Source organism: Syntrophus sp. (in: bacteria) (genome assembly GCF_040768185.1).
Taxonomy (GTDB): Bacteria; Desulfobacterota; Syntrophia; order Syntrophales; family Syntrophaceae; genus Syntrophus; species Syntrophus buswellii.
In genome coordinates this window covers 36513-52852 of record NZ_JAXGNC010000016.1, presented here as the reverse complement: position 1 = coordinate 52852, position 16340 = coordinate 36513, and the positions used below count along the sequence as shown (strand labels likewise).

General features: G+C 58.9%; 16 protein-coding genes and 1 pseudogene. 11 read left to right on the top strand and 6 right to left on the bottom strand.

The window, feature by feature from the left end; all coding sequences use genetic code 11:
• The 3 genes and pseudogenes from AB3175_RS12910 to cas2 (AB3175_RS12900) form a co-directional block, all read left to right on the top strand.
• Nucleotides 1-208 (top strand): annotated as a pseudogene (locus AB3175_RS12910) (hypothetical protein); the annotation flags it as partial.
• The gene (cas2, locus tag AB3175_RS12905; protein ID WP_367361355.1) at nt 205-480 is read left to right on the top strand and encodes a CRISPR-associated endonuclease Cas2; all 276 of its coding nucleotides are present in this window, start codon (nt 205-207) and stop codon (nt 478-480) included. The pseudogene AB3175_RS12910 and the gene cas2 (AB3175_RS12905), both read left to right, overlap by 4 nt.
• Before the next feature lie 14 nt (nt 481-494).
• The gene (gene cas2, locus AB3175_RS12900) at nt 495-773 is read left to right on the top strand and encodes a CRISPR-associated endonuclease Cas2 (RefSeq protein WP_367361354.1); all 279 of its coding nucleotides are present in this window, start codon (nt 495-497) and stop codon (nt 771-773) included.
• Nucleotides 774-872: 99 nt separating this feature from the next.
• On the opposite strand, the gene AB3175_RS12895 is transcribed toward cas2 (AB3175_RS12900), so the two are convergent.
• The 5 genes from AB3175_RS12895 to AB3175_RS12875 all read right to left on the bottom strand — a co-directional run bounded on the left by AB3175_RS12895 (nt 873) and on the right by AB3175_RS12875 (nt 6889).
• Complete coding sequence (locus AB3175_RS12895) at nt 873-1484, bottom strand: glycine zipper domain-containing protein (protein WP_367361353.1); 612 nt, start codon at nt 1482-1484, stop codon at nt 873-875.
• A 276-nt stretch (nt 1485-1760) separates the two neighbouring features.
• On the bottom strand, nt 1761-2879 hold the full coding sequence (locus tag AB3175_RS12890) for a lipocalin-like domain-containing protein (RefSeq protein WP_367361352.1): 1119 nt from the start codon (nt 2877-2879) through the stop codon (nt 1761-1763).
• A 61-nt stretch (nt 2880-2940) separates the two neighbouring features.
• Nucleotides 2941-5409 carry an FtsX-like permease family protein gene (locus tag AB3175_RS12885; RefSeq protein ID WP_367361351.1) on the bottom strand — a complete coding sequence of 823 codons (2469 nt, stop codon included), beginning with the start codon at nt 5407-5409 and terminating at the stop codon, nt 2941-2943.
• 66 nt (nt 5410-5475) lie between these two features.
• The gene (locus tag AB3175_RS12880; RefSeq protein WP_367361350.1) at nt 5476-6288 is read right to left on the bottom strand and encodes an ABC transporter ATP-binding protein; all 813 of its coding nucleotides are present in this window, start codon (nt 6286-6288) and stop codon (nt 5476-5478) included.
• Complete coding sequence (locus AB3175_RS12875) at nt 6182-6889, bottom strand: hypothetical protein (RefSeq protein ID WP_367361349.1); 708 nt, start codon at nt 6887-6889, stop codon at nt 6182-6184. Before AB3175_RS12875 ends, AB3175_RS12880 begins: the two co-directional genes overlap by 107 nt.
• 241 nt (nt 6890-7130) lie before the next feature.
• Here AB3175_RS12875 and AB3175_RS12870 point away from each other — a divergent pair, with 241 nt between their 5' ends.
• From AB3175_RS12870 to dnaB, 6 genes are all read left to right on the top strand, one after another.
• Nucleotides 7131-7820, top strand: a complete 690-nt coding sequence (locus AB3175_RS12870) for a trimeric intracellular cation channel family protein (protein ID WP_367361348.1) — start codon at nt 7131-7133, stop codon at nt 7818-7820.
• Nucleotides 7821-7937: 117 nt separating this feature from the next.
• Nucleotides 7938-8402, top strand: a complete 465-nt coding sequence (rpsF, locus tag AB3175_RS12865; protein ID WP_367361347.1) for a 30S ribosomal protein S6 — start codon at nt 7938-7940, stop codon at nt 8400-8402.
• 14 nt (nt 8403-8416) lie between these two features.
• A complete protein-coding gene (gene rpsR, locus AB3175_RS12860) occupies nt 8417-8686 on the top strand; it encodes a 30S ribosomal protein S18 (RefSeq protein WP_367361346.1) in 270 nt (89 codons plus the stop codon).
• Nucleotides 8687-8779: 93 nt separating this feature from the next.
• Complete coding sequence (locus AB3175_RS12855) at nt 8780-9757, top strand: DUF2232 domain-containing protein (RefSeq protein ID WP_367361345.1); 978 nt, start codon at nt 8780-8782, stop codon at nt 9755-9757.
• 51 nt (nt 9758-9808) lie between these two features.
• Nucleotides 9809-10258 (top strand): 50S ribosomal protein L9, encoded by a 450-nt coding sequence (gene rplI, locus AB3175_RS12850; RefSeq protein ID WP_367361344.1) that lies wholly within the window; start codon nt 9809-9811, stop codon nt 10256-10258.
• A gap of 27 nt (nt 10259-10285) precedes the next feature.
• On the top strand, nt 10286-11650 hold the full coding sequence (gene dnaB / locus AB3175_RS12845) for a replicative DNA helicase (protein WP_367361343.1): 1365 nt from the start codon (nt 10286-10288) through the stop codon (nt 11648-11650).
• Here dnaB and rpoH read toward each other — a convergent pair.
• Nucleotides 11647-12513, bottom strand: a complete 867-nt coding sequence (rpoH, locus tag AB3175_RS12840) for an RNA polymerase sigma factor RpoH (RefSeq protein ID WP_367361342.1) — start codon at nt 12511-12513, stop codon at nt 11647-11649. The genes dnaB and rpoH overlap by 4 nt on opposite strands.
• A 241-nt stretch (nt 12514-12754) precedes the next feature.
• Here rpoH and clpB point away from each other — a divergent pair, with 241 nt between their 5' ends.
• Both clpB and htpX read left to right on the top strand, forming a co-directional pair.
• Nucleotides 12755-15346 (top strand): ATP-dependent chaperone ClpB, encoded by a 2592-nt coding sequence (gene clpB, locus AB3175_RS12835; RefSeq protein ID WP_367361341.1) that lies wholly within the window; start codon nt 12755-12757, stop codon nt 15344-15346.
• A 99-nt stretch (nt 15347-15445) separates the two neighbouring features.
• Nucleotides 15446-16300, top strand: coding sequence for a zinc metalloprotease HtpX (gene htpX, locus AB3175_RS12830; protein ID WP_367361340.1), 855 nt, complete (start codon nt 15446-15448; stop codon nt 16298-16300).
• Nucleotides 16301-16340 lie beyond the last annotated feature (40 nt).

Sequence of the window (16340 nt, the reverse complement as noted above, 5' to 3'; positions counted from 1 at the left end):
CTCGACGGGCAGGTATCCTGTCAAGCTCCGTGAGGCGGCCTTCAAGAGAGTCATTGAAGCCTTCGAGCAGAAGCTGACCACCTCTTTTCACTATCCGCCCGCGGAAAGGCAGCTCACTTACGGTGAAGCCCTTCTTTATCAGGCAAACCACTGCCGTAGGGTTATTGAAGGTGAGGCGGAAGTCTATCAGCCGGTACTGTTGAAATGATCGTTTTGATTACTTACGATATCACTGAACCGAAACGGCTGACCGCCCTGCATCGTTTTCTCAAAGAATTCGGCCTCAACACCCAGAAGTCTGTCTTTGAATGTGATATTGATGAGGCAGGCATCCGGAAAATCCGGCTTTATTGCCGGGACCATCTCGATATCGCCACGGATTCCGTCAGGATCTACAAGATCTGCAGCCGCTGCATCAACAAAGTGATTCTTTCGGGGCTCGGATTAAAAGTAACACAGCTTGAATACACCATTATTTGACCGGGACAAAACGCATGAACATGATTGTGGCCTATGACATCGCCGATCCGAAACGCATCTCCCAGGTGGCCCGCATCCTGAAAGATTACGGGGTTCGCGTCCAGAAGTCGATTTTTGAGGTGGATGCAAAAGGCGGAGTTTTCGCCGCTATGAAGGAAAGGGTTGAACAGGTGATCGTTCCGGAGGAGGACGGCGTCAAGTATTTCCCCCTCTGCCGGAAATGCGCGGGAACGGTGGAGATTATCGGCCAAGGCGTCTACAGCGATCCCGACGAGGAATATTGCATTTATTGAAAATTTAGAGGGGAAGGAAAGGGCGGCGGGGTTTTCGGAAATCCGCAAGGGTGGAAAAGGCCCGGAAGCGGGCCATTTCCACCTTCACGGTGTTCTTCCTTATCTGACGGTAAAGGAGGTCTGCATTTCGTCGGAGACCTTGCCGGATTTGACCTTGAAGGTAACGATATAGAGCCCCTTTTTCGCCGTCTCCGGCAACGTCAAGGGAACGCTTGACGTGAAGGTGCCGCCGCTTCTCTGCATCGTTACCTCGGGATTCCCGACAAGTTCACCTCCGAGCCGGATCTCCCTCTTTTCGACGACTTCATGCTGAACGTCCTTTTGATCGCTCAGAAAGGCATAGGTCATCTTGAGTTCCACCGTACCGCCCGGTTCGGCGATCCGGGGAGTCGCCGTGGCGTCTTCAATTTTCAGCAGGGTCCCCTGGCTGGCATCGTAGCCGTATTTCTTGGCCGTGTCATTTTCGCTGCGCCTCTGGTCATAATAGTAGTGGCCGATAACGCCCCCCACCAGTGCCCCGACAAGGCCGCCGATCACGGCCCCCTTGGCGTCCTTGCCCACAACCGCGCCCAGGACGGCTCCCGTGGCTGCGCCGATTCCCGCACCCGTCGCCGCCCCCTTGTGCTCGTCCGACACGGTGGGCAGCGTCTCGCAGCCGGTTAAAGAAACAAAAGCAATCATGACGAAAGCGATCAACCATCTGCGTCTCATATCTTCCCTCCTCACGAATTCCTGATTTCTCTGGTCCAGGCGATTCCTGAAACAGCGCCGTTTGAACACCAACCTCTGAACGCTTCGCGCATCGGCCCGGGCCGGGTCAGCAATGGTGCGGCTGCCGGCACAGACGATCCCCTGCGCGGCCCCTTTGCCCATCTTCGCAGTGCAATGCTTTGATCCTGGTCTACATATCGCTCTGTTACTATCTCTCCCAACCGAGATATTTGCAAATGAAAAACATCCCGATGAGTTAAATCTCCCGTTGTGCCGCTAAAAAAGGCCGCCGATGCTTCCCGCGTATCCGGTCATTTCGATGTAGCCTTCGCAGGTGACCGCCTGTTTCTTCGAAACTCCCCTGCCCTCCACGGCCCCTTCGTAATAATTGATGCCGGTCGATCCCTCCGTCGTCAGTTCCTGATCCTGGAGGGAGGGGGCCAGCCGGAAGGAGAGGCCGGCGGCGGGGACATCGATCTGCCAGCCGCTCGGGTAGCGGCCCCCTGTTTTCCTGCTGTGCCAGGTCCCCAGGACGTTCACCGCAATCTCCGAAAGCCCGAGATGGCGATATGTTCCATCCGCTTCCACCAGAGTTCCCGAAGATTCCTTCTCCAGGGTTCCATCCCGCTTTCTGAGAAGGTAAATCATGAGCTCTCGGCCGTCGGAAAAATGCAGGGAGAACCAGTCCCAGCCGGTTTGATCTTTCGCCAGGGTGTTCGAGCCGAATTCATGGTCGAACCAGCTCGTCCCGCGGACCTCGACGGCCCTGCCCGTTTCGGCTGTTTTCAACCGGCCGGCCGTTTTCAGGTCCGTAAAGGAATAGTAATAGGAGGCCTGTCCGGGCCGCGGGCCTTTCCGGCTCAGGCCGTTCTGGCCGTGCAGAACGGGCGGTTTTCCGGGCTTCAGGGTCAGATCCAGCTCCGTCTGACCATGGCGGGCCCGGATCCGGATCTCCTCCCGCCCCATCCGGGCGAACCAGTTCAGGTTCCAGACGTTCATCCTGCCCTCTTCCGAACCGGCCAGGCCGGGACCCGAGCGGCTGATGCGGTCTGTAAAGAAGAATTTCGACCGGGTTGAATCCGTGACGGCGAAATGAGCGGGATAGACGTCGCGAAGAGACCAGGAATTGCGGGGTGGAGGGACGGCCTGTCGAATGCCGTGCCTGAAAAAGGTCAACTGGTATCCGTAGCGGTTCCCGGCGTCATCGACCAGATTGCCCGTGAAATACCACCACTCCGTCTTGAACTGCCGGTGATCGCCGTGATCCCGGGGGAACCTCCACTCCCGGGGGCCGATCGCCTGTTCCCAGGCGTCCCCGGCCCGGGCAGGCAGGCAGGAAAGCATCACTGCGAGCACGATCAGCGCGCTCAAGATTCCCTTCGTACGCCGTTTCATCACAACCCTTCCGTTTCCTTTCCGTCCATCTCCGAAAATCCCCGGACGCCTTCCACATCCCTTAATCATCGCGGATCTGCATCTGCGGATAGGTCCGCAGGACCATCCAGATGGGATAAAGCGCCGCGCCCAGGCTGGCCAGAAACGCCGTCAAGGCGACGATCAGGTAGGGGGAAAGGTGGGGATGGAAAAAGATCGTCCAGTTGAAGCTGCGCAGGTTGATCACCCGGATCAGGATGACGGCGAAGAGCGTCCCGCAGCCGATGCTGAACAAAAAGCTCAGCAGCCCCATCCCGAAAGCCTCCAGAAGGGTCAGAAGGGAGACCTGGCCCGTCGAGAAGCCCAGGGCCCGGAGAATGCCGAACTCGCTCCGGCGTTCGAGAAAAAGGGTCGTGAGGGCGCCGGCAATTCCGAAAAAGGCGATGATGATGGCCATGACCCTCATGGAACGGGTGATCGCGAAGGTGCTGTCGAAGATGGCCAGGATGTTTCCGAAAAACTGCTCCCGGGTGTAGACGGGCAGATCATGCCGCAGGGCCTTGTGCCGGATCAGATCGAGAGTTTCCGTCCGCTTTGGGTCTCCGGGATCCAGGAAAACCGCCACGCTGTTGATGGTTCGGTCGTCAAAGAGGCGCAGGTAGGTGTTCCGGTCCATCATGACGAGTCCGTGCTCCGTGGAGTAGTCGTAGAATACGGCTTCCACACGCAGCCGGGCGGGCCCCTGCCGCGTGTCGAGGAGAATCGTGTCCCCGGCCTTCACGCTGAAGTTCCGGGCGAAGCTTTCCGAAATGATCACATCGCCACGCTTTACCGCCTCCCAGTGCTCATCGCCTCCCCCGCCCAGCCAGGCGAACCGGGCATGCCGCTGCAGCACGGGGGCGGAAACGGAGGCCGCGAACATGGGCCTGTTCCGGTAGCTGAGCTGCACCTTCCGATAGGCATCCACATCAACGCCGGGAATCGTTTTCAGTTCGTGGTAGAGGCCTTCCGGGACCTCCCGCTCCGACGCGGTGGAAATGTAGAGATCGCCGCGGAACTGCCGGTCCATCCACCACAGGAGCGATTCGCGGAAGCTTCCGATCATGAGGGACAGCCCCAGGGACATGGAAAGGGCGACCATGAAGGCTGCGATGGCGACGGCGGTCCGCCCCAGGTTCCGGCGGATGTTTCCGGCGGCGATCTTCCCCGGCAGCCCTCCCAGGAACTTGAGAAAACCTGCCATCAAAGGGGAAAAGAGCATCACGGCAAATCCGGAAAGAAGGCTCAGCGCGAAGAGGATTCCGAAAACGGCCCCGAAGGCGGCGTAAATGGAGCGCGACGGAACGAGCAGAACGGCGGCGCTGATCAGCAGAATCAGGAGGCCGGCAGCGGCGGCCCTCTTCGACATCCTTCCCCACTGGTGGCTTACGGACCGCCCTGAAAGCGCTTTGACGGGGTCTGTGCGCGACAGCTCGATGAGCGGAAAAAGGCTTCCCAGGAGGCTCGCCCCGATGCCGACGATCACCCCGGCGGCGGGCATCCAGAAGGACCAGGCCATGGGGACGGGGCGAAGAAAGAAGTAGAGGTTGGTGATCGTTCCGCCGAGGATCTCGATGAGGAAGCGGCTCAGGAGATACCCCAGGAGGCTTCCCAGTGCGCCCCCGATGCCCCCGAGGATGAGGATTTCCGCCAGAAAGGCCGCAACCACCTCTTTGCGGCTTGCTCCCAGGCTTCGCAGCACCCCGGCATCCCGCCTGCGGCTGACGACGGCAAACATGGCCGTGTTGTAGATGAGAAAAACGGCGACAAAGAGCGCCATCAGGGACAGGGCTTCAAGATTCAACCGGAAGGCCCCCAGCATCGCGCCGAAGGTTTCCCGGCTCTGCCGGTTTGACCTGATCCGGAAGCCCTCATCCCAGCGGCTTATAAAGACCTGCTCCTCCGCCAGGACGAGATCGACGGAGTCGATGAGTCCGGGCATCTTGAAGAGCTCCTGGGCGTGGGCGATATCCATGAGCAGGAGGGGCTCTCCGGAAGGGTTGGGAAAGGTTCCCAGGACGGTCAGCTCCCCGCGGGAGGTCTTGATTCTGCCGCCCGCCGCGAGGTTCAGTTCCCGGGCCAGGCCGGCTTCCATGAGAACCGCCTTTTCGTCAAGAATGAAGGCAAGGCGGTCCCCGGCAAAGGACGCGCGGGCCAGCTCGGGGCGGATGGCCAGATCCAGAAAGGGATCAACGCCCAGGATCCGGATCTGGCTGCCCTTTTCCAGGCGGAGGCGGCGGTCGATGACCGGTGAGAAGGACTGCACGGAGGGATCGCGCATCAGATCCCTCAGGATCGCTTCGTCCATGGGTCCCGCATCCCGCTCGATGCGGTGGGTCGATTTCCCCTGGAGAAATTCAATGGCCCCGGTGAAACTCGCCAGTGCGGACATTGCGGAAAGCCCCATTCCCAGGCAGGCCGCCACGCCGAAGGCGATTCCCATCAGCTGAAGGAGCGTCAGGCTCCGCCTCCGAAGAAGGTATCTCAAAAACGCCTTGGTAACGGTTCCCATGAACGGGCCTCTTTGTGGATATTTCCCGCTTCCCGCCGGGCCAACGCCCTGCCCGGGGGCACCGGGCTAGTCGGCCTCCCCTTCGCAGGCGCCCTCGGGATGGATTTGGCCGTCAACCATGCGTAGAACGCGATCGGCAAACCGGCGGGCCATGGGGGTGTGAGTCACCATGAGAAGCGACATCCCGGACTCCCGGCATCGCGACGAAAGAAGTTCGAGAATCTGCAGCCCGGTGGCGGTATCGAGGTTGCCCGTCGGCTCATCGGCCAGGATCAGGGCAGGCTCCTTGACGATGGCCCGGGCGACGGCGACCCGCTGCTGCTCGCCGCCGGACAGCTCGCCCGGGTAGCGCTGTTCCTTGCCCTGGAGTCCGACGCGCTCCAGGGCCTCGTAGGCAGGTCCCGGCGACGGCTTTCCCGCCAGTTCGAGAGCGAGGTAGACGTTTTCAAAGGCCGTCAACGTGGGGATGAGGTTGAAGAACTGGAAGATGAACCCGAGGCGCGTCCGGCGCAGCTGGGTGCAGCCTTTGTCTCCCAGGGCCTGCAGGTTCTTCCCCTCGATTTCGATCGTGCCGCGGCTCGGCCGGTCGAGCCCGGCCAGAAGATTGAGCAGCGTCGTCTTGCCCGAGCCGCTTTTTCCCAGAAGCACCAGGACCTCGCCCCGGGCTATTTCCAGGCTTGTGCCGCGCAGCGCCGCGGAGCCGGCGGCTCCGTTTTCATAAATTTTCCATAAATCAACGACACGAATGACGGGGAGCGAGCGGAGCTGCCGGCTATCTGTCGCCGTTTCCGTGTCCACGCCCGTGCCCTTTACCTCCTTCGCCTTTTCCATTCCCATGCTTCTCCCCTTGGTGGCCGTAGCCCCATCTCTCGCTTCCATGAGGTTTCCGCTCGTGGGGCGGCCTGTTCATCGCCCGGGGTTCCGGACGGGGCTTCGGTCCGCGCATGTCCGGATGTTCGGGCCGTGCGGGCGGCTGGACCGAGCGATGCGGCGGCGGCGCTCCCCTCGGGGTTTTCATAGCCGGGACGCCCCAATGCTGCTGCTTTTCCCAGTGCTTATCCCGCTCCCATCCTCTCCAGTTCCGGGGAAGCTGAGAGGCGGGAACTCTGTGCCTGTTCCAGGGATGCCCTTTCCAGCGCCGATTCCGATAATCCTCTCTCCAGGCCGGGGGGACGTGCCTGTAAAAAGCGGGGACACCCTGATAGTAAGCCCAGCCCTTGTCATAGCGGGGCGAACGGTACCACCTGCCCTCCCAGGGCCGCCACCAGAAGCCTCCGTAAAAAAAGAGGTCATGGGGCACATCCGGAACGGCATAGATATACGTTTCCGGAATCACGATCGTGACCGGCGGAACGGAAAATACGATGGGCGGGGGCAGTGGAATGCCGATATGGACCCCCACATCGACACCGGCCTTCGCGGAAAGGGGCAGGACGGTCAGCACCGCCAGAAGCAACATCCCCGGAAACATTCTTTTCATGACTGTTTTCAAACCTCCTTGACATGGATTCTATCTGTGCAGCGTCGGCGCGCATTCTATCCCTTCTCCCGCGGCAAATCAATGGAGAGATTTCGTGTCCCGCGCTTCGGAAAAATGAGCCCGCGCACCGGGCTGGACAGAGGATGAACCGGGGCAGCGAGTCCCTTCTCAATTGACAAACAGGTCAACACATACTATGGGTGACCGGTGTGAAATTACTCACGAGATTTCAGGAAGAACAATGGCCTTGACGTATCTTCTCGACATTCTTGGCACCCTCGTTTTCGCCGTTTCCGGTGCCTTCCGGGCCGTCAAATACGAGCTGGATTTCCTTGGGGTCCTGGTGCTCGCCGTGGCCACCGGGGTCGGTGGGGGAATTCTCCGGGATATCCTCATCGGGTCTGTTCCGCCGGCGGCCTTCCGCGATGAAACCTACCTCTTCGTCTGCCTCCTCGGCGGGCTTCTCGTCTTTCTGGCCGCGCCGAAGATCGCGCGCCGCTGGGACCTGGTCATGGCGGCGGACGCCGTGGGGCTGGGTGTCTTCTCGGCCATCGGAGCCGCCAAGGCGGCCGAGTTTCATCTCGGCCCGCTGGGCATCGTAATGATGTCCGTTCTGACAGCCACGGGGGGAGGCGTCATCCGCGATATCCTCGTCAGCGAGATCCCGGCGGTGATCCGAGTCGATTTTTATGCGACGGCGGCCCTCTGCGGGGGGCTCTGCTTCCTTGCCGCCGGACTGGCCGGCCTGGGCGAAACGCTGCAGCTCTTCTCCTCCATACTGGTCGCCACGGGCCTGCGGCTGGTCGCCATGATCTACAGGATCAATCTCCCCCGCGTGCACAGTCTTCCTGAATCCCCAACGGAATTGACCCAGAAGCGCAAGGCCGGAAAGAAGACAGGGCCGGAGACGCAAGGCCCCCGTCATCGATAAATCGCTTGATTTATGATCAGCCATGATATAGAAGGCGATGTTATTCTAATTTCTAGTTGAAGGACTCCTTATCCGGACCCCGGTGTCCGGATTTTAGAGCCGAGAGGAGGAAAAAAATTGAGAAGATATGAAACAGTCGTCATCGCCCAGGCCAATCTTCCTGAAGACGACCTGACAGGCCTGATCGACCGCTACGCCTCCATCATCACCGATCGGAAAGGCGCCGTCGTCAAGGTGGACCGATGGGGAGTAAGAAAGCTGGCGTATGACATCCGGAAGCAGTCGAGGGGAGCTTATGTGCTCTATGATTTCGCCGCAACGAGCGATGTGGTGGCGGAGCTCGAACGGATTCTCAAGATCGATGACCATGTCCTGAAATTTATGACGGTCATGACGGATGCGGAGACAACGCTCGAAAAGATCATGCAGGAAATTGAAGCTCTCACGAAGAAGGAACCAGCCGAAGAAAAGGCCGCAACTTCCGCGGAGCCCGCACCGGAAGCACCCATCAGCGCTCCATCGGCGGAAGCCGGTGAGCCTGCCGGAACCCCTGAATCACCAGCTACCGCAGAAGAGAATTAAAGGAGGCATATCTCATGGCCGCATATGAAAGGCGCCCCAGACCGTCAGGACCGCGGAAGAAGTTTTTTCACCGCCGGAAATACTGTAAATTCTGTTCGGATTCAACAATCAAGATCGATTACAAACGACCGGATCTCCTTCACGACTACGTCACGGAGCGTGGAAAGATCATGCCCCGCCGGATTACCGGAAACTGCTCCAAGCATCAGAGGGAATTGACCCAGGCCATCAAGAGGGCGCGGACCATCGCCCTTCTGCCTTTTGTCGTCACGGAAGGCAGGTAATCAGGATATCCGTTTGAAGGGCATTTCTTCTCTTCGGAGGAATGCCCTTCGTTTTGGATGGATCTCCGCAGAGGGGCAATTGGGTGGCGGCTTGTGTTAAAGAGCGAGGGAGAAGAGAAGGTCATTGTCATCCGGGATTTTCTGACGGGCATCGCCGTCTCGTCCATGGTGTTCATCCTGGCGGCGGCGTTTCCAAGCTCCGCATCCTTCCTCTTTTTTCTCGGGCCCCTGCCCATCATTTTTTATTATTCCAAACTTGGCAGACGGCTGGGGCTGTTCCTCGTTCTGGGCGCTTTCGTCATCGTTTTGTCCGCCCTCGGCGCGCTGGGTCATGGGGAATACATTCCCCTTTTCTGCCTGCTCGGATTTCTGGGAGTGACGGTCGGCGAGGTCCTGGGAAGAAGGCTTTCGATCGAGCAGACGGTTCTGATTTCCCTTGGAATCGTAATCATCCCGATTCTGCTGCTCATCGCCTACTCGATGTTGCGAACAGGCAATCCGCCCTGGCGCTGGGCTGAGCCGTACCTTGTCCGGACCATCCTGGAAAACGTCAAACTCTACGCGGAGATGGGTGTGCCTGCCGAACAGATCAACCTGCTTCGGGAGAATGCACCGAAGATCGCCCATACGTTTATAAACATTCTTCCCTCTCTGAGCCTGATCAGCCTGGCCCTCTGCATCTGGCTCAATACCATCGCCGTCAGGGCCATCTTTCACCGCCAGGGGGTTCATTTTCCTGATTTCGGCGACCTGACGCGGTGGAAAGCGCCGGAAAAACTTGTCTGGCTGATTATCGGAAGCGGGGGGATGCTTTTGATCCCCGAGGGCAGGGTATTCTACACCGGGCTGAACCTCCTGCTTCTTGGCCTTTTTGTTTACCTGCTTCAGGGGCTGGCGATTGTCAGTTATTTTTTTAAGACGAGGAATATCCCCGTCATCCTGAGGTCCATATTTTACGCATTGCTGATTTTTCAGCTGACTCTGGTTCTTCCGGTCATTGCCGTCGGTCTTTTCGACCTGTGGATTGACTTCAGAAAATTCAATAAAAAGATGGACGGTTCCACGGCGTGAGAATCGATCGCGTCGGTAAATGCCGTTCTTTTTAACAGGAGGGTTAACTTCATGAAAGTCATTTTGAAAGAAACTGTCGAAACGCTTGGAAAAGCGGGAGATATCATTAAAGTTGCCGATGGATACGCCCGCAACTTCCTCATTCCCAAAGGATTGGCCGCAGAGGCGAACGTTCGGAACATCAAGGCCTTGGATCACGACAAGCAGAACATCGTCCGCAAGGCCGAGAAGGAAAGGAAACGCCACGAAAGCCTGGCCGCCAGCCTTGCCGGCGTCACCTGCACGATTTCCCGCCGCGTGGGAGAGCAGGACAAGCTGTTCGGTTCGGTGACGGCAAAGGACATTGAAGAGTCCCTGCTTGCCCAGGACATCACGATCGACCGGAAAACACTCGTCCTTGACGAACCCATCAAGGCCATCGGGGAGTTCCCCATCGTCGTCAAGCTTGGCGCGGGCGTCACGGCCGAAATCAAGGTGAACGTCATCCCGGAACAGGCGTAGGCGACGCCGCAGGTGCAGGGCCAGGCAATGAAAGCAAGCGACATCGACGTTTCTCTCCATCGAATCCCCCCTCAGAACCGGGAGGCGGAGCAGTCCATCCTGGGGGGGATCCTGCTGAACAACGAGTCCCTGCACAGCGTCCTGGAAATCCTGAACGCCCCCGATTTCTACAGCGAGGCCCATCGCCGGATCTTTTCCGCGATCCTCGATCTCTACGATCGGAACGAACCCTGCGATCTCATCACGCTGAGCAGCATCCTCAAGGACAAGAATCAACTGGACAACGTGGGAGGCATGGCCTACCTTGCCTCCCTCGTGGACAATGTCCCCTCGTCGGCGAACATTGTCTACTACGCAAGAATCGTTAAGGAAAAGTCCGTTCTTCGGTCGCTCATCGGAACGGCGACGGAAATCCTCAACAAGAGTTATGATTCGGGCAACGAAGTCGAAGAGGTTCTCGATTCCGCGGAACAGGCCATTTTCGAAATCTCCCAGCACAAGATCAAGCCGGCCTTCTCGCCCATGCGGGACATCATCAAAGAGAGCTTCAAGACCATCGAGCAGCTTTACGAACGCAAAGCCTCGATCACCGGGGTAGCCACGGGATTTGAACGGATCGACGACATGACCTCGGGTCTGCAGAATTCGGATCTCATCATCATAGCCGGACGCCCCAGCATGGGGAAAACGGCCCTGGCCCTGAACATCGCCTCCTATGCCGCCATGGACGCGGCGGTTCCCGTGGCCATCTTTTCCCTGGAAATGTCCAAGGAGCAGTTGGCCCTTCGCATGCTTGCCTCCGAAGCCAAAGTGGATTCCCAGCGTCTGCGGAAGGGCTTTCTCGGCGAAACGGACTGGCCCAAGCTGGCCAACGCCGCCGGTCGGCTCGCCGACGCGCTCATTTTCATCGATGACACTCCGGCGATCACGGTTCTGGAGATGAAGGCCAAGTCAAGGCGGCTCAAGGCGGAATCGGGACTGGGACTGATCCTCCTGGATTACCTGCAGCTGATGCGCAGCGGCAACTCCAGGGAATCCAGGGAGCAGGAAATTTCAGAAATCAGCCGCTCCCTGAAGGCCCTCGCCAAAGAGCTCAGCGTCCCCGTTGTGGCGCTCTCGCAGCTCAACCGCAAGGTGGAAGACCGCTCCGACCGCCGGCCCCAGATGGCGGATCTACGCGAGTCCGGGGCCATCGAACAGGATGCGGACGTCATTGCCTTCATTTATCGGGATGAGGTTTATAACAAGTCGGAAGACAACCCGGAAAAGGGCATTGCGGAAATCATCATCGGCAAGCAGCGAAACGGTCCCACGGGAACGGTCAAGCTGGCCTTCATGGAAAAATACACCACCTTCGAAAATCTGGCCCGGTCCGACGACCTGGCTTCCTAACTTCCCGCCTCCAGCAGCTTCCGCTCCTCCCCGAGATAGGGCAGGGCAAGGCGGAGCTTCTTCAGCGCCTGCTTTTCGATCTGCCGGGCCCTCTCCCGGGTGATGTGATACAAATCGCCGATCTCCTGGAGGGTCTTGGGGTCATCGGCCATGACCCGATGCTGGATGATGTACATTTCCTTCTCGTTCAGAACGGCAAGGGCCCCCGAAATGTTCTTCTGCACCAGCTCCGTTTCTTCCTTTCGGATCAAGGCGGTTTCCTGATCTTCGCCCGCATAGGTGAGATAATCCATATGCGACGCCCCCCCATCCTCGCTGACGGCCATATCCAGGGACAGATCCCGGTTGCTCATGCGGACATCCATCTCTTGAACCTCATCGACCCGGACGCCGAGGGAGTCCGCAATCTCGCTGAACTCGGGGTTTTTCAGGGACAGCGCCTGCAGTTCCTTTTTGGTCTGATTCAGCTTGAAAAAGAGCTTCCTCTGGGCCTGGGTCGTCCCGATTTTAACCAGGCTCCACGTTTTTATAATATAATTCTGTATATAGGCCCGAATCCACCAGACCGCGTAGGAAATCAGCCGATAGCCCTTGTAGGGATCGAATTTCTTGATGGCATGCATCAGGCCGATATTCCCCTCCTGGATGAGGTCCGCCAGTTTCACTCCATAATTGCGATACTCATGGGCAATCTTCACCACAAATCGCAGGTTGGACACCACCAGTTTTTCGGCGGCCTCCATATTCCCGTTCTTCGTCCAGTCGATGGCGTATCGGAACTCCTCTTCCGCGGACAGCACCGGAAATTTGTTGATCTCCGCCATGTAGACTTCAAGGGCACCGGCGACAGCGGGCAGTTTCAAAATGAAGGCATCCTCCTTTGACATGATCCTGTTTCAGCATTCTAATTATTGTAACCTGATAGTCAAGACCTTTTCCAGGATGAATCTTTTGGGTCCGGCGAGGTTGACAGACCTGCCCCCCATGGTTAATTTACCAATGAAAATTGAACGGTTCCAATAACTGATTTCCAAATCCATTTCTGCATATACGCCGCCGGAACTCCCCCCCCGGGGGAACGGGAACGTGCGTAAGGGAGGAACGATGCGTTTTGACAAATTTACGCTGAAGGTGCAGGAAGGCCTGCAGGAGGCCCAGGGGCTGGCCGGAAACCACGGCCACCAGGGCATTGATGCGGAGCATCTGCTGCTGGCCCTTCTTGCTCAGCCGGAAGGCATTGTGGGCAATATTCTGAAAAAGCTGGGAGCGGACCCGGCCCGGATCGAACAGGATCTCAAAAAGTCCCTTGAACGGCTGCCCCGGATATCCGGGCCCGTCCAGCCTTACCTCACTCCGAGGCTCAACAGGGTTCTGGACAAGGCCATGGAGGAAGCCGCCCATCTCAACGATGAGTATGTCAGCGCGGAGCATGTGCTGGTCGCCCTGGCCGATGAAAAGGAGGGCGACGCGCCCCGGATTCTGAACTCGGCCGGGGTGACGCGGGACAACATTTTCAAGGTTCTCGTGGAAATCCGCGGAAATCAGCGGATCACGGACCCCAATCCCGAGGAGAAATACCAGGCCCTGAAGCGCTATGCCAAGGACTTCAACGAGCTGGCCCGCAAGGGGGCCTTTGACCCCGTCATCGGCCGGAACGATGAAATCCGGAGGATTCTGCAGGTCCTTTCCCGGAGGACCAAGAACAACCCCGTTCTGATCGGGGAACCCGGCGTCGGCAAGACGGCCATTGTCGAGGGGCTGGCGCAGCGGATCGTCAATGGCGACGTTCCGGAGACCCTGAAAAACAAGCGGGTCGTCGGGCTCGATATCGGGGCCCTCGTGGCGGGAGCCAAGTATCGCGGTGAATTTGAAGACCGGCTCAAGGCCGTCCTCAAGGAAGTGACCAGCGCCCAGGGGGAAATCATCCTCTTCATCGACGAAATTCACACGGTCGTCGGCGCGGGGGCGGCGGAAGGCGCCGTCGACGCCTCCAACATGCTCAAGCCGGCCCTTGCGAGGGGCGAGCTGCGCTGTGTCGGGGCGACAACCCTGAATGAGTACCGCAAGCACATGGAGAAGGACCCCGCCCTGGAGCGGCGCTTTCAGCCCATTCTCGTGCGGGAGCCCAGCGTGGAAGACACCATCGCCATTCTCCGGGGGCTGAAGGAGCGCTACGAGATCCATCACGGCGTCCGGATCAAGGACTCCGCTATCGTCGCCGCGGCGACCCTTTCGAACCGGTACATCAGCGACCGCTTTCTGCCCGACAAGGCGGTGGACCTCATTGACGAAGCGGCGTCTCGATTGAGGATCGAACTGGACAGCCTGCCCGCCGAAATCGATGTCCTGGAAAGAAAAGCCATCCAGTTGGAAATCGAGCGCCAATCCCTGAAGAACGAAACGGACGGCGCTTCCCTGGAAAGGCGGGACAAGATCGACCGGGAGCTGGCCGAGCTCCGCGAGGCCATGGACGGCATGAAGATGCACTGGTCCGAGGAGAAGGAGGTCATCAAGAAGATCCAGACTCTCAAAAGCGATCTCGAGAGCCGCAAGAATGAAGAACAGGCGGCCATGCGGGAAGGAAATCTCGCCAGGGCGGCGGAAATCCGCTATGGCAAACTGGTGGAGCTGAACCGGGCCCTGGAGGAGGAGCAGAACCGCCTCGAATCGATCCAGAAGGAAAGAAAGATGCTCAAGGAGGAGGTGGACGCCGAGGATGTGGCGGAAGTCGTCGCCAACTGGACCGGAATTCCCGTCGCCCGGATGATGGAAAGCGACGTCCAGAAGCTCATCCACATGGAAGAGCGCCTCGGACGAAGGGTGATCGGCCAGGAGGAAGGCATCCACGCCGTCTCCAGCGCCCTGCGCAGGGCCCGATCCGGTCTCCAGGACCCCAACCGCCCCATCGGCTCCTTCATCTTCCTCGGCCCGACAGGTGTGGGGAAGACCGAGCTGGCCCGGGCTCTGGCGGAATTCATGTTCGACAACGAGCAGGCGATGATCCGCATCGACATGTCGGAGTTCATGGAGAAGCACTCCGTCGCGCGCCTGATCGGCGCTCCTCCCGGCTACGTGGGCTACGACGAGGGAGGCTACCTGACGGAAGCCGTCCGCCGGCGCCCCTATTCGGTTCTCCTTTTCGACGAGATCGAGAAGGCCCATCCGGACGTCTTCAACATCCTGCTCCAGATTCTCGATGACGGCCGCCTCACCGATGGTCACGGGCGGACGGTCGATTTCAAGAATACGATCGTCATCCTGACGTCAAACGTGGGCAGCCAGTGGATTCAGGATATCACCCTGCCGCCAGAAGAACGGCGGATGAAGACGATGGAGATCCTGCGCGCCACCTTCAAACCGGAATTTTTGAACCGGATCGACGACATCATCATCTTCCGTTCGCTGACCATGTCGGATATCGACCGGATCATTTCGATCCAGATCGGCCTTCTCCAGAAGCGCCTGGAAGATCGAAAGCTCTTCCTGGAATTGACAGAAAGGGCCAAAAAATATATATCCGAACAGGGATACAGTCCGGTCTACGGCGCACGGCCGCTGAAGCGGGCCATTCAGAAGCTGCTGCTCGACAGTCTCTCTCTGAAGCTCCTGGAAGGCGCCTTTGTCGAAGGCGACTCCATCACGGCGGACGTCGACGAGCGGGGCGGCATCGTGTTCTCAAGGAAAACGGACCATTAATCGTGCCCTCATCTCCCCTTTTCCCGGCTACAAAGGCCGAGAGAGGGGAAGAAGAGGCGCCATTCCATACTTAAGACGACAAAAAAAGGAGTCAAAAAAATGAATACCATAAAAACGGCCCTTCTTCTGGGCGCTCTGACGGGACTGCTCATGTTCATCGGAGGGTTGATCGGCGGGAAGCACGGGATGACGATCGCCTTTGTCCTGGCCATGATCATGAACTTCGGGAGCTACTGGTTTTCAGACAAGCTGGTGCTCAAAATGTACCGCGCCCAGGAAGTATCGGAAGCGCAGGCGCCGGAGCTCTATCGGATGGTGCGCGACCTGGCCATGAGGGGAAACCTTCCCATGCCCCGGGTCTACATCATCCCCGGTGAAACGCCCAATGCCTTTGCCACGGGAAGAAACGAACAGCACGCCGTCGTGGCAGTCACGGAAGGCCTGCTGAGGATCCTCAACCGCGACGAGCTGGAGGGAGTCCTCTCCCACGAACTGACCCACATCAAGAACAAGGACATGCTCATCGGCTCCATCGCGGCCACGCTGGCCGGCGCCATTGTGATGCTGGCCAATATGGCCCAGTGGGCGGCCATGTTCGGCGGCCTGGGCAACCGGGACAGCGAGGAGGGCGGAGGGGGAGGCATCGTGGGATTGATCGCCACGGCCATTCTCGCACCCATTGCCGCCACGATCATTCAAATGGCCATCTCCCGGTCCCGTGAATACATGGCTGATGAAGGCGGGGCGAAAATTTCCGGGAAGCCCTACGGTCTGGCCGGCGCGCTGGAAAAGCTGTCCCGGGCTTCGCAGATCGTCCCCATGAACGCCAATCCCTCAACGGCCCATATGTTTATCGTCAACCCCCTGACGGGGCGCTCCCTCATGAACCTCTTCAGCACCCACCCCCCCATCGAGGAGAGAATCGCCCGGCTCAGAAGCATGAGGCCGGCGTGATCACATCGCGGCCATCCGGTTCTGTCTGCAGGCCCCCCTC